The sequence below is a fragment of the Acidobacteriota bacterium genome (assembly GCA_016208495.1).
Taxonomy (GTDB): Bacteria; Acidobacteriota; Blastocatellia; order Chloracidobacteriales; family Chloracidobacteriaceae; genus JACQXX01.
Genome location: JACQXX010000104.1, coordinates 1 through 14,192, shown reverse-complemented (window position 1 = coordinate 14,192; position 14,192 = coordinate 1). Strand labels below are relative to the sequence as shown.

At 51.6% G+C, this 14,192-nt stretch carries 9 protein-coding genes and 1 other RNA gene; 2 read left to right on the top strand and 8 right to left on the bottom strand.

The genetic code is table 11. The features are described from left to right. Positions 1–184: 184 nt before the first annotated feature. The 3 genes from dnaX to HY774_21115 form a co-directional block, all read right to left on the bottom strand. A complete protein-coding gene (gene dnaX, locus HY774_21125; protein ID MBI4750990.1) occupies positions 185–2,281 on the bottom strand; it encodes a DNA polymerase III subunit gamma/tau in 2,097 nt (698 codons plus the stop codon). A 147-nt stretch (positions 2,282–2,428) separates the two neighbouring features. Next, an RNA gene (gene ffs, locus HY774_21120) (signal recognition particle sRNA small type) lies at positions 2,429–2,527 on the bottom strand. Between the two features lie 150 nt (positions 2,528–2,677). Continuing rightward, complete coding sequence (locus tag HY774_21115; protein MBI4750989.1) at positions 2,678–2,905, bottom strand: hypothetical protein; 228 nt, start codon at positions 2,903–2,905, stop codon at positions 2,678–2,680. A 565-nt stretch (positions 2,906–3,470) separates the two neighbouring features. On the opposite strand from HY774_21115, the gene HY774_21110 reads away from it, so the two are divergent. Further along, a complete protein-coding gene (locus tag HY774_21110) occupies positions 3,471–4,850 on the top strand; it encodes an FHA domain-containing protein (GenBank protein ID MBI4750988.1) in 1,380 nt (459 codons plus the stop codon). Positions 4,851–4,922: 72 nt separating this feature from the next. Here the strand turns inward: HY774_21110 and HY774_21105 are convergent, their stop codons facing one another. The 5 genes from HY774_21105 to HY774_21085 form a co-directional block, all read right to left on the bottom strand. After that, a complete protein-coding gene (locus tag HY774_21105; protein ID MBI4750987.1) occupies positions 4,923–6,035 on the bottom strand; it encodes a response regulator in 1,113 nt (370 codons plus the stop codon). A 59-nt stretch (positions 6,036–6,094) separates the two neighbouring features. Continuing rightward, a complete protein-coding gene (gene sppA / locus HY774_21100; GenBank protein MBI4750986.1) occupies positions 6,095–7,912 on the bottom strand; it encodes a signal peptide peptidase SppA in 1,818 nt (605 codons plus the stop codon). Positions 7,913–8,413: 501 nt separating this feature from the next. Continuing rightward, positions 8,414–9,631 carry an aminotransferase class I/II-fold pyridoxal phosphate-dependent enzyme gene (locus HY774_21095; protein MBI4750985.1) on the bottom strand — a complete coding sequence of 406 codons (1,218 nt, stop codon included), beginning with the start codon at positions 9,629–9,631 and terminating at the stop codon, positions 8,414–8,416. 459 nt (positions 9,632–10,090) lie between these two features. Beyond that, positions 10,091–10,858: a glycosyltransferase family 2 protein gene (locus HY774_21090; protein ID MBI4750984.1), complete on the bottom strand. Its 768-nt coding sequence runs from the start codon at positions 10,856–10,858 to the stop codon at positions 10,091–10,093. 554 nt (positions 10,859–11,412) lie between these two features. Next, positions 11,413–13,149, bottom strand: coding sequence for a proline--tRNA ligase (locus HY774_21085; GenBank protein MBI4750983.1), 1,737 nt, complete (start codon positions 13,147–13,149; stop codon positions 11,413–11,415). Between the two features lie 390 nt (positions 13,150–13,539). On the opposite strand from HY774_21085, the gene HY774_21080 reads away from it, so the two are divergent. After that, the gene (locus HY774_21080) at positions 13,540–14,058 is read left to right on the top strand and encodes a hypothetical protein (protein ID MBI4750982.1); all 519 of its coding nucleotides are present in this window, start codon (positions 13,540–13,542) and stop codon (positions 14,056–14,058) included. Positions 14,059–14,192 lie beyond the last annotated feature (134 nt).

Below are 14,192 nucleotides of genomic sequence, written 5' to 3'. Positions count from 1 at the left end.
GAGAAAACCAGGGCTCAGGGCTTGGGGTTGAAGACTCGCAAGCTCGGGGCTGAGAAAACCAGGGCTCAGGGCTTGGGGCTGAGGGCTGAAGACATCGGGCTGAAGAATTGGTTTTATTTCATCCCTCAGCCTTCATCCCTTATCCCTTCGATTGCCCTGAGCCCGACGTCTTCAGCCCTGATTTTCAGCCCGGCTTCACCTGTGTCAGTTCGCCGCGAAATGTTTGGAGCAATGCCTGAACGACCGGATCGCTTTCTGCCTGATGTCGCGACCGTGAAGCGGTCACATCTGACTCTGAGAGGGCCGTTGGACGACTGGCAGCAGTTTTCTCGAACTTAATCCGGGGACGATACGGCATGCCGGTAATTCGCCGGAGTGCATCCTGGAGGGCCATCAGGTTGGGCGGCAGTGAAAGCTGTTTGTGGGCTTCAACGGCATCTGGCGGCAAAATCAAACCGACTTCAGTGCCATCCAACTCAACTCGCACCATTTTATCGAGCGTCATGAGCAGCAGCGGTTTTTTGGATGTTTCAAATTCCGCGCTCAGGCGATCACGCAAGATTTCGAGGGCGCCTTCGGCTTTTAAATCAAGCCGGGATACAGGTTGATCAGGTGTGGCAACCAGCGAAAGGGGAGGACGCACCGGTGGTGGTTGAGTACCTCGGACACCTGAGTTCGCTTGTGTTGGGGGGGGCAACAACGTCGGTGATTCGTCAAAATCATCTGGCGGTTCTGGTGGTGGGGCTGTCAGATCATCCATCCAGGGTGGCAGATTCGGTGTTGAGGGCTCATCTGATGGGCTGGGCGCTATTGCGGCGGGAGCTACGGTTGGCGCCAAAGCGGGTCGAGCCGTTTGGGCCACCGGGATCCGGTTGGTAATTTCGGGCGGAAGCGATGGTGGCGTAAAAGTTGGACGCGGCGGTGCTGGCGGTGGCGTTGACCCCGCGGAAAACTGCGGCGGGGCAACAGGTATGGCTGAAGTACCAGAAAACTGTGGTCGAGGCGGTGGCAATGGTCGCGATGGGGCTGGCGGCGGATTCCCGCGACTGCCGGATGGTGCTGCCGGGCCGCGCCCTCCACTTCCAGAAGGAGATGCTGGTGTTGGCGGCGTGGATGGTGCCGGTGACGGCATCCCCCCAGTTCCAATCAGTTTTTCAAGCTGGGCCAGGAGTGTTTCAAGGCTTTTGAGATGTGCCAGTTGGGTCAATTTGACCAGCCCAAATTCCAACTGAAAGCGTGGTTCAGGGGCGGTGCGCAGGGATTGCTCAACGTCGGTGAGGAGCGTGAAAAACCGGACCAGATCTTCGCTTGAAAAAGTGCGGGCATGCTGCTCGATCTGACGGCCTTCACTTTCAGAAACCGGGAGGAGTTCCGAGTCAGCACCTGCCGCTTGAAAGACAAGCATATGCCGCAGATAGGTCATGACTTCGTGCAAGAATTGCCGCAGGTCATATCCGGTGCGCACCAGTTCATCCACCAGCGTGAGCATGTGTTTGCCGTCGCGGGCCACCAGGGCATCAATCACCTGGCCGACAAACTGCGGTCCAATCATCCCCAATGAAGCCAGCACATCCTTTTCTTCAATCGTCGTCCCGGTAAAGGCAATCACCTGATCAAACGCGGATTGGGCGTCGCGCATGCTGCCGCGACCCGCTGAAGCAATCCGCAACAGGGCATCCTGGGAAATGGTGATGTGTTCAGCCTGACCAATCAGGCGAAGGCGTTCGGCAATTTTTTCAGTGCTGATGGTTCGAAATTCAAACTGCTGGCACCGTGAAAGAATCGTTTCGGGCACTTTGTGCAGTTCGGTGGTGGCCATGATGAAGATCACGTGCGATGGCGGTTCTTCAAGCGTCTTGAGGAGCGCATTGAAGGCACTGATTGACAGCATGTGAACTTCGTCAATGATGAAGATCTTGTATCGGTCGCGGGCGGGCCGATTAGCCACCGTGCTGATAATGACATCCCGAATATTGTCAACGCCGGTGTGGGAAGCGGCGTCAATTTCAAGCACGTCAATCGAGTTCCCGTTGGTGACTTCCAGGCAGGATGGGCACTGGCCACAGGGGGTGGCGGTTGGTCCAGACTGGCAATTGAGGGCTTTGGCCAGCAGGCGGGCGGTGGTGGTTTTGCCGACGCCACGTGGGCCGGCAAATAAAAAAGCATGGTGCAACCGATTCCCAGTGATGGCATTGCGGAGCGTCCGGGTGATGGCTTCCTGCCCGGTAACTTCTTCAAATGCCTGGGGCCGCCATTTGCGGGCAATGACCTGATAGGACATAAATTCTGCGCCTCAGCGTGAATGTGTCGAGGATGAGTGGTGGAGTTATGTTGAACACCGCAAAATACTGCAACTGGGGATATTTTGAAACTGAATTTGCAACGGGAGGAATGACAAGGAGGGAAATTGTGCCCCGAAAAAGGGCCAGGCCCTCAAGTTACCCCACACACTTCATAAGACTTACTACCGTTGCTGTCTTCCGACCCTGGCGGAGTTCGCAAGCTTACAAACGTGCAGGACCTGAGGGCCTGATACGTACTCACTCTATTAAGTTATGAGCAAGTCGCGCACTATACGTCGAAACCGGGGTTTCTGTCAACTAAAAGTTTTTTCATCCTTTAGTCACTATGTGCGGAACTTCAAGTTGCCACTTTATTGCCAGCGTTTAGCCCAAGATTAAAAACTCATCAATCGGGCGCTGACGCGGCTGAACGCGCTGATGACGTCAAAATACTGAGGATTCGCAAAGAGATTTTTCGCAATGTTGAACTGTGACCAGTCAATCGAGGTTGGCGATTCCAACCCGAGACTCAACCACAGGCCGCGAATGATAAATGCCACACCAATCACGCCCCAAATGCCGATAAATGCCAGTAAAAACAGTGATGCAATTGCGTTAGCCATAAAAACCTTCCTTATAATTATTCTTTCAAGTTCGAAGTTGGAGGTGTTGCGTTGAAGAGATATGTCATATACACGTGCAACTGATATGCCAGTTCCAGAAAAATCGAGACAGTTCTACGGATATTTAATGATCTGCTCGACTAAAGTATTCTTTCATAAGGGGTTATATCAGAAAAATAGAAATGATGAGGTTGGATACCCTAATGGTCTGTACCAACGAAAAGGCAGTTATTCTTTCAAATATGGTGGGAAATTCTTTCAAAGTCAGGAAATTTTTTTACAACAGTGTGGTGAAAATTCATTCTGAGTTGTTTGATTGAAATCCGGTGTGATTAGAAAGTAGGCGGTTTTCTTATCAGGGGTAAAATAATTTCTGTCCTGGTACTGTGATAAGCGGCAAAAAAATCTCGGCTGTTTTTGGATTAGATTTGATACACTTGAACAGCAGTTCATCCAGCACCTCCCCTGAAATGGCGTTCCACTCACCTCTTCAGCCTCTTCAGTGTTTTTGGCGCGGGGAGTTTCAAAAAGAAAGAACCAGGCAATCATTTGTGCGAGGGGCAGCATGAAAATCATCTTCACCCATTTGAATGGGAGTCGGGAAGGTCAGGTTGAAGAATATACATTGCCAGTCATCCATGTTGGTCGTGGTGTGGAAAGTGACATTCGCATTGGTGATGCCACCGCCACTGATCGGGTCGCTTCCCGTCAGCACGCTGAGTTCCGGCGCGAAGGAAACCACCTTGTGCTCTATGATTTAGGCAGCCGGAACGGCACCTTTGTCAACGGCCAGCGCGTGAATGGGCAAATCGAACTGGCCAACCATGATTTGATTGAACTTGGAATTGGCGGCCCGGCGATGCGGGTGCAGGTCATTGTTTCTGAAACTGAAGAAATTGATTTTCTGCAAAACTCACGCTATTTCGGAGGTTTAAGCCACGAACACCTGTCAATGATCCTGGCTGCCGGTATGGTTGAAATCTACCCGGCAGGCAGCTACCTGTTTCGGGTTGGTCAGGCATGCGAATATCTGTATGTGATTAAATCGGGTGTGGTCGAGGTTTGGCGTGACAACAACGAAACTGGCGAGCTGGATCTGGCGACGTATCTTGGAAGCGGGGACGTTTTGGGTGCCTCGGCCATTTTACTGGATGGGGCCACCCACCACTCTGCCGCCCGGATTCCAGAAGGCGCCGTGATGTTGAAATTGACCCAATCTGTTTTCCGGACTCTGATTTTAACCGTTCCAGAGTTTGCTCTGGCTGTCTGCACGGCACTGGCACGCCAACTCGACAGCACCTATAAAAAGCTGCAAACCCATTCATATAAACGGTTACAGGGAAATCTCAACTTTTTCGACCTGGCCACGGTCATTCAAACGCTGATTCAATCCCGTCAAACCGGCGTCTTGAGCGTGACCGCACTTGAAGTGGGTTTTGCCCATTCAGGACTGTGGGCTTCATCGGATGACATTGAAATGCCAGCCGCCACCATTCACCTGGTGAATGGCAGGGTGGTCTATACCCGCTGTGGAGTGCTCAACGGGGAAGAGGCGTTTTATCAGCTTTTTCAGTCTGAATATCACGGCAGCTTTACCTTTCAGGAAGGTGCCCCACCTGATTCCGGCGCCCCTCAAGGAACAATTCATTTACCCGGATTTAACCTGTTGCTCGAAGCGGTTCGCATGCAGGATGAACTGCGTCAGCTCAAGTTGAAGCATCCAGATCCCCATTTGAAGTACATTCCAGGCACTCCGTCGTTGACCTGGACTGAGTCCATGCATGAAAAAGCAGCTCAGGTCATTTGGGAGCGAATAAAACACGGATCTTCCATCGCCAACCTGCAGGGCGAGGTTCCGTACTGTGATTTTGTAATTTATTTTGTGATTGATGTCCTTTTGGATAAAGGACTGCTCAGTGTAAGTGGTGAAGGGAGCAAATCGTGAGAGCCATAACTGGCATCACCGTTACAGTTTTTTGAATAAGAAACCACACCGTACCCCAACCCCCACCTGCACCTATTCAATTCTGGTCGGGCGCTCGTGCAGGCTGTGGTGTGTCAGCCTGGGAACAACCGGGTCGGCATAGCGTGCCCTGATTTCGAGGATTTCAGGCAAGACCTGCTTAAAGAGTCCAACCAGATTGGGGTCAAAGTGTTTTCCACTTTCCCCTTCGATATAGGCCATGGTTTCCTCAATCGACCAGGCTTTTTTATACGGTCGGGCTGATGTGAGGGCGTCAAACACGTCGCATAAAGCCACAATGCGGGCAATCAGTGGAATTTCCTCACCTTTTAACCCTCGCGGATACCCGCTCCCATCCCATTTTTCGTGATGACATAAGGCGAGTTCCGATGCCAGTTGCATTAACTCTGAATCGTGTCCAGCCAGCAGGTCTGATCCAATGACCGTGTGGGTTTTCATAATGGTCCACTCCTCAGAGGTGAGTGGGGCATTTTTCAACAAGATGTGGTCTGGAATTCCAATCTTTCCAACATCATGCATTGGGCTGGCATAGAGCAGGATTTCGCATTCGGCATCGGTAAATCCCACGGTTCGGGCCAGACAGGCGCTGAAGTGGCTCATGCGGATCACATGAAACCCGGTTTCGTTGTCACGGTATTCAGCCGCCCGCCCGAGCCGACGAATAATATCGAGCTGAGTTTCGCGGAGTTTGCGAGTGCGTTCGCGGACCTTTTCCTCCAATATCCGGTTTTGCTCCCGAACGGCGTTGTGCAGCAGCCGCACCTCGACCAGGTTGCGAATCCGGGTTAATGCCTCGACGTGTTCAAATGGTTTGCACAAAAAGTCACGAGCCCCAAACTCAAGCGCCCGAATCCGAACACTCTGATCAGAGAGGCCAGTCAATACCAGGACCGGCAGGTATGACTCGGATTCAATTTCTTTCAATTGATCCATAACATCAAACCCGTTCAGATAGGGCATATCCAGATCCAGCAGCACCAGGTCAGGTTTGTACAGGCGGTACAAATCAGCCGCTTTGCGGGAATCGGTCGTGCCGTAGACATTGCTGTAGCCTTCCGACTTCAACATGGCTTCAAACAGCAACACGTTGGCCTGTATATCATCAACAATCAATATTTTAGCAGTCAGAAGCTCAGCTTCATTCATCGGGGGTTCCACAAAGAGGAATAGTTTGGAGTGCGGCGTCAAGCCGCCGCACTCCATATTTAGTCAATTCGAATTGAAAATGGCAATCGTGCATACACATGCACCGGGTCATTCATTGAGTTTAAAACCGACAATTCTTCCTGTAATCGGCCAAATTCACGCACAACCGCGGTGGTTTTCGCCAACCGATCAGGCTGGTCGTCAGAAGTCAGCAACTCACGAATTTTTTCTTCCGTGGAAGTTGGTTTTGGATATTCAGTCGTTTTCCAGTTGTCGCCAAGGTTGGCTTTCTTGGCGGCAAACTTGATGGCGTCCTGCAGGCCGCCAAGCTCATCCACCAGGCCCAACTCTTTGCCATCAATGCCTGACCAGACCCGGCCCTGGGCAATTTCAGCGACTTTTTCGCGGGGCAATTTGCGTGATTCAGAGACTTTGGCCAGAAACTGGTCATAAATCTGGTCAACGGTTTTTTGAATGAGCGCCAGTTCTTCGTCTGTTTTCGGTCGTGAAATCGTGCCCAGATCGGCATATTTCCCAGTTTTGACGGTATCCCAGGCCACGCCATGGTCGTTCGCAAGCTGGCCAACGTTAATCAACAACCCAAACACGCCAATTGAGCCGGTAATGGTATTGGGTTCGGCAAAGATATGATCGGCATAGGTCGAAATCCAGTACCCGCCGGAAGCTGCATAGGAGCCCATTGACACAATCAACGGCTTGGCTTTTTTGGTCAGGATGATTTCCCGCTGGATGACTTCGGAGGCGCTGGCGCTTCCACCGGGACTGTTGACTCGTAGCACCACGGCTTTGACATCCGGATCCTGCCGCAAATCGCGCAGTTGTTTGGCCAGCCGGTCACCGCCAATCTGATCTGAAGTGCCTGTACCATCAACGATTTCACCTTCGGCATACACCACGGCAATCAGATTCTTTGATTCTTTGGCAATCCCCAGTGATTCACGTGAAACCTTTGAATAGGCAGGCAGGCTGATTTGGCGGAAGGTTGTGTCTTTGTCAGGCGTGTTGGTAAGTTTCTTGAGGTCGGTGACGATTTCGTCAAAATACACCACCTTATCAACCAGCTTTTGTTGTTTGGCCTGTTCACCGATCAGGAGCGCTTGTTCATCCGCAATTTTCTGAAGATCGGCAACTGGAATATTGCGGCTCTTGCCCACGGCGGTCAGGAATTCGTTCCAGTTATCGCCAAGCAGATTTTCAAGCTGCTCGCGATTTTCCGGGCTCATTTTATTTAAAAGATAAGGCTCGACCGCTGATTTGTATTTTCCAACCCGGGTCACTTGAACGCCAATTCCATACTTTTTGAAGGCATCGGCCAGAAACATCGGCTGTGAGGCAAACCCGTTCATTTCGACGGCGCCAAACGGGTTGAGCGCGATGGTATTGGCGACCGAGGCCAGATAATACTCTTGCTCGCCAATTCCCATGTCATAGAAGGTAATGGTTTTCCCGGCGGCCCGGAAGCGTTCCAGGGCTTCCCGAACTTCCTTGAGCGCGGCAAACCCGGAGCCATATCCTTCGGCTTGTAAGTTGCCGTACAGGTACAGTCCAACAATGCGCTTGTCTTTGGATGCCTTGTCCAAAGTGTCGAGCACCGTACTCAACGAAATACTTTTGGTCCGGCTCCCAAACGCCGCATCCTGAAATGCTTTGATAGGATCAGCATCAGGGGCGGCATCCGAAATGTTGGTTGAAAGATTGAAGACCAGAACCGCTTTGTCATCCACTTTCGGCTCGGGTTTACCGCCCGAGCTACTGATGATACTCCCGATCAAGAAAATCACGACCACCAGAGCCAGCAGACTAAAGAGCACCAGCCCGGTGAGACTCGCAAATACCTGCTTTAGAAAATCACGCATGTTGAAACTTCCTCATTATCCAAAGGTCAGTTATGAAAGCGAGGGGAGACTCGCCTTGGTTCCTGTAATTGGTTCCATGGTTGTTTTCAGTGGGTCAACCATTGCTTCCAAAAAACAAGTGAACGTGGGTTATGTTTGGCATTGTTGTGTGCGACGGGATTTTCCCATACGTCCAGGACTGCGGTTTAGGTTGACCTTTCCTGGAAACCCGTACCCGTGCCTGACCTTTTTAAGAGCGAGTAGCGAACTTACGAGTGAGTAGTGAGTAGCGAGTGGCGAGTAGTCAGAAAGAATTGAATCAGTTCAGATAGTTCAGAAAGGTTTTGTTTCTTCGTGTAAAAACTTGACCGGCTCAAAGCATATTTTCAACCAAAAGTTGATTGACTACTCACTACTCGCTACTCGCTACTCGCTCGTAAGTTCGCTACTCGCTCGTAAGTTCGCTACTCGCTCGTAAGTTCGCTACTTCACTACTTCACTACTTCACTACTTCACTCACTCCTACCCCTGCGCTGCCTGCCGGGCACGATGAGGCCAGGCGGTGGCAAATTCACCCAGCCGGGCATAGACATCGCGCAGCACTTCGGGTTGAGGCAAAAACACGATGCGGAAATAGCCATCTTGCGGGTTGAGGCCAAACCCTGACCCATACACAAACAGGATTCCGGTTTCGCGCAGCAAGGCCAGCACAAACTCTTCATCTGTGGCACCAGCCAGGTTTTCCATTTGGGCCATAATATAAAAGGCTGCTTCTGGACGGGTGCAGTTCATTCCAGGAATCGCATTGATAGACTCAACCGTGATGTCAGCCCGCAATTTCATGGCTTCCATTGTCTCTTTGAGGTGTGAGAGGTCGGAAAGCGCGGCTGGAATCACACACTGCGTTGGAAGCGGGCTGCACAGGCGGGCATCCGCCATTTTCCGAATGGCTGGGATCAGGTCCGCCATTGCCGGTTTGTTGGTAAAGGTCATCCAGCCGACGCGCCAGCCTGGCACCAGGTGTGATTTCGAAAGGCTTTCGAGCGTGATGACCGGAACTTCCATGCCCTGGGCCAGTTCCGCCAGTCGGGCACCCGCCGGGCCATAGGTCATCCGATGATAGACGTCATCGGCCAGTACCACCAGGTTGTGTTCGGCGGCAATATCGAGCAGCCCCTGGAGGAGTTCTTTGGAATACACCGTTCCGGTTGGATTATTGGGGTTGATAACCACCATGGCACGGGTGCGTGGAGTAATCAGGCCGCGAATTTCATCCAGGTTCGGCAACCAGTTGTTTTTCGGGTCCAGATGATAGTAATTCTCTTTGGCACCCAGCTTGGAAGTAATCGCCGAATACAGCGGATAGGTTGGGCAGGGAGTCAACACATCATCGCCCATTTCCAGCAAGGCACTCAAAATCAAATCCGCGCCTTCAGACGCCCCAGACGTCACAATCACATCTTCAGGTGAAATCGGGATTCCAAACTTCGCTGAATCTTCGGCAATGGCCTCGCGGGCTTCAACTGTTCCATTTGACGGGGCATAGCCGTTGTTGCCGTCACGGACGGCTTTGGCCATGGCGTCCATCAGTGATTGGGGTGGTTGGAACCCATAGATCACCGGATCACCAATGTTGAGATAGGTGACCGGACGGCCTGAAGCTTCGACTTTCTTGGCTTCGACGACGATATTGCGGATGGCGTAGTTGTAATTTCGGGTGCGTGCTGCTGGTTGAATCATACTCAGATCCTCGGTGAAAGAGTGGGTTCCGGGTTAAGTCACAGGTCAATCGGGTGCCGTCAGAGAACGGTCATCAGGAAAAAATGACTGGTATTGGTATTTGACGAGTGCAACGTAAGGGAAAATCCTGTTATGGATGAGGGAATTGCAGGAATGGCGACAGCCGTAGTTTTACCTGTTTCGATGGGAATTTGCAATTTCGCTTGTAAGTCAGTCGTCAGTCGTCAGTCGTTGATGAGTCAGTCGTCAGTCGTCAGTAGACAAAACCCGGATCGTTGAATTCGTCAAATTCTTGAAAAGAATTGTTTCTAAATGATTCAAATAGAACCAAATACACTTGACAGGCGCTTCAAAATCCCAACACTCGACTACTGACTACTGACTACTGACTACTGACTACTGACTACTGACTACTGACTACTGACTACTGACTACTGACTACTGACTACTGACTACTGACTACTGACTCGCTCGCGTTTCACTCCACTGGGTGCGGGGTTTGTTGCTTTGCCGTCCCAGCCGACGCCAGTAGCCACGGGCAATCAGCCCGAAAATGGTTGGCAGCACCACAAATGGATTGATTCCGGAAATTTCGTTGCCATAAACGGTCCGCACCGGGACGCTGGTGAAATACAACCCTTTGGCAGCGACTTCAAACAGCAGGTCGTTGGGGAACCCATATCTTGGAAATAAATGATGTAGATCGAGTTGCCGCAGGCCAGTTGCTCGAAATACCGTAAAGCCGCATTGAGCGTCAATCGGATGTTTACAGCCCAGGGCGAGTCTGGTAAGCCAGCTCAGGATGGAATTTCCCACATAGCGCGTCCAGGGCATGCGCTGAATGCTTGAATGCGCAAAGCGATTCCCTTTGACAAAATCAAATGGGCCGCCAATGAGAGTATCAAGCATCAACGGCAAGTCCCGGCCATCCATCTGACCGTCCCCGTCCATCAGCACAATCAAATCAGCTTTACTGGTCAACGCATGGCGATAGCCGGTGACGGTTGCCGCGCCAACACCCTGGTTGGTCAGGTGTCTCAAAACGGTAAACCGCCCTGATCGGGAATCAACGATGTGCCGGAGCACCGCCGGGGTGTCATCGGTGCTGGCGTCATCCACAAAAATCACGTGATCTACAAAATCAGGGAAGGAAGCAACCACTGAGGGAAGGAGTTCCGCTTCGTTGTGAATCGGAATAACGATGGTAAGATGATGATAACGATACATTTCGCGTTGATGGGGAGCGTCGCTGGAGAAAAAACGTCTGGAAACGCCAGCTCAGGTTTTGCTATAGTCGCGCTCCGTTCAAATTGTTCTTTGCGCGCTCATAGCTCAGTTGGATAGAGCAACGGCCTTCTAACCGAAAATTGGACTTGCTGCAAGAAACAAAATTGCAGCAATGCACAGCACTATATCGGTGAAGCCTTCCCGATGAGTACTCATCGCTGGTAATACCGAGGAAACCTTCTTTTGAAGCATTGAAGGCTGGCATTCAACCTGAAAATGGTTAAATTGCTCAGGGTAAATGCTTTTGGGGTTGCAGAAATTCAAAAAGTAAACTCCAGGGGTTCCGTAGAGACTGCACGTGTTGCACCTGAAATGGTGAAGATACAGTCCAGACCACAAACCCAACGGGGGTAGCGAAAGCTATAGTGGTATGAAGCCGTAGGTCGCAGGTTCGAGTCCTGCTGGGCGCATCCGATTAGTGGTTAGTGGTTAGAAATCAATACATTCCAAGAACTAACCACTAACCACTAACCACTAACCACTTTCTCAATTCTTCATTCTGCTTTCTTCAGCCGTTCATGCTCAGCACGTACCGCACCTGCCACGTGGTTGATGATGTCGGCCACGGCGATGTCTTCGGATGAGCGAGTCGAGCGGGTAAAGAATTCAACCTTCTGGTCTTTCAGCTTCTTCGCTCCGACCACCACGCGATAGGGAATCCCAATCAAGTCAGCATCTTTGAATTTGACGCCGGGGCGTTCGTCACGGCGATCAAGCAGCACGTCAATGCCCTGTGCTTTCAAGCCGTCATACACCTGGTTGGCGACGCGGGAGATTTCTTCGTCGGCGTAGTTGACCGGAGTCACTACGACTTCAAAAGGAGCAATTGAAACCGGCCAGCAAATCCCGTCCTTATCATGATAGAGTTCGACAGCGGCAGCCATAATCCGTTCGACGCCAATGCCGTAGCTTCCCATCACAATCGGAACTTCGTGACCTTCCTGGTTGAGCACGTTGGCGCCCATCGAGACGCTGTACTTGGTTCCAAGCTTAAAGATATGGCCGACTTCGATGGATTTGTTGACATCGAGCGTTCCGGCGCATTTCGGGCAGCCTTCACCAGCTTTGACGGTTCGCAGTGATGCCCATTTGGTGACTTTGATATCGCGTTCGATTTCGACACCGCGCAAGTGGAAATCATCTTCGTTGGCACCGGTGGTCATCGCACGGCGTCCACGCAATGATTCATCGGCATAAATCGGGTATTTAATAACGCCAACACCCCCGAGACTGCCCGGATGCGCGCCCAGTGCGTTAAAGATTTCCTCTGGATGCGCCGGGCGAAATTGGATGGCACCCGTTGCATCGAGCACCTTGGTTTCATTCAATTCGTGATCCCCGCGCAATAACAGGAGCGCCAGGTTCTTTTCATCCAGGATGCAGACATAGGTCTTAATCTGCCGGTCAGCCGCCGCGCCACCTTCAAAATTGGCCAGATCGTCAATTGTGCGCACATTGGGCGTTGGGAATTTCTCAGGTGCTGCTAACCCTTCGCCATCTTCAATCACGGGCAGGTTAGAGGTTGCTTTTTCGACGTTGGCGGCATAGCCACATTCCGGGCAACTGGCAATCCAGTCTTCACCTGCGTCTGAAGCCACCATAAATTCGCTCGACGCGCTACCGCCCATGGCACCGCTGCTGGCTTCGACAACAGCAAATTTGAGCCCACACCGGCTGTAAATCCGACGATAAGCGGCGTCGTGCAGGTCGAACGATTGATCCAGCCCAGCCTGGTCAATATCAAAGGAGTAGGAATCTTTCATCGTGAACTGCCGCACCCGCAGCAATCCAGACTTTGGACGGGGTTCATCGCGGAATTTGGTCTGGATCTGATACCAGATTTGCGGAAGCTCTTTGTAGGATCGCACTTCGTGACGGGCAATCGAGGTGAAGACCTCTTCGTGGGTCATCCCCAGGCACAGTTCCGCGCCTTTACGGTCTTTGAGGCGAAACATATTGTCGCCCATCACATCCCACCGGCCTGATTCACGCCAGATTGAAGCTGGATTGAGCGCCGGGAGATAAAATTCCTGACCGCCGATGGCATTCATTTCGTGGCGGACAATATCAGTGATTTTCAAAATTGTGCGCTGCGCAAGCGGCAGAATTGAATAGGCGCCTGCCGTCAATTGCCGGATAAACCCGGCGCGTACCAGAAGCTTATGACTCACAGCCTCAGCGTCGGCTGGAGCTTCGCGCAAAGTTGGAATAAACAGATTGTGCCAGTGCATAATGTCTTGATGTGTCCTGAGGTGAATTGAGGATTCGGGTTCCGGGTTCCGGGTTCCGGGTTCCGGGTTCCGGGTTCCGGGTTCCGGGTTCCGGGTTCCGGGTTCCGGGTTCCGGGTTCCGGGTTCCGGGTTCCGGGCTTGCAACATGCTATATGTCGGTGTGGTTCTGAAAAAGCGTGTAGGGTATGGCGGAAGCCGTCTTCCTGTCAACGGAGATGTGTCTTGCGATAGCCTGAACTCTTTATTTTTTAATAGAATCCACCCCTGACGGGCATTGTGCATCACAGGCGCTGGCGGATTCCTCATCCCCAAAACAATTCAATAACCTCAATCAATCCTGACTTTTCCCGTTCCTAGCCTTCAAAACTTCCTCTCAAAGGAGGCCATGCTATGTCCTGTGCTGAGATTTCCAGTCACTCTCATCAGCATGATCGGCTGTCCTGGGCGCGATGGATGCCCATTTTGCTGATCATTTTGGCTCTGAGTTCACCTGCCTGGGGACAATCCGGGCGTCAGCGAATACCAACGACTCCGGCTGATTCCCAACCAAAAAACAGCTCCTTACCGGTAACAAAGAATACTGCTGTGCGGTCGGCACCGACCTTTTTCGTCGTGACTTCATATCACGACGATTCGCAACCTTTTGAACTTGAAGAGCTTGTGCGCGGTGCCTGCCAGAGTAAGTTGCGATCTATTCGTGGTGTAAAAATCATTGAAAATGACAATGTCTCACGCTGGGAAGCCAAAGAACTGGCTTTTTCTGCCGATGATCAAACCTGGGTTATCTGGATTGAACTCAAGTTCAGGAATGTGAATGTAAGCGATTCTGATTTTCTCAAAGTTCAATATCTGTTGTTTGAACCAGGTTCTGGAAAGATTTTGAGTGGCGGTCCGGTAAGCACCCCATAAGCGCCAGGATAAGCTGTAAGTAATAAAATTTGCATAAAGTTACAAAGCCAAAGCCTTGGATTGAGAATTGACTCCAGGTGTGAGAAAAGCAATCACTTCGTCCGGAAGTGTTTGGAGTTTTCGGCGGCGGCGGG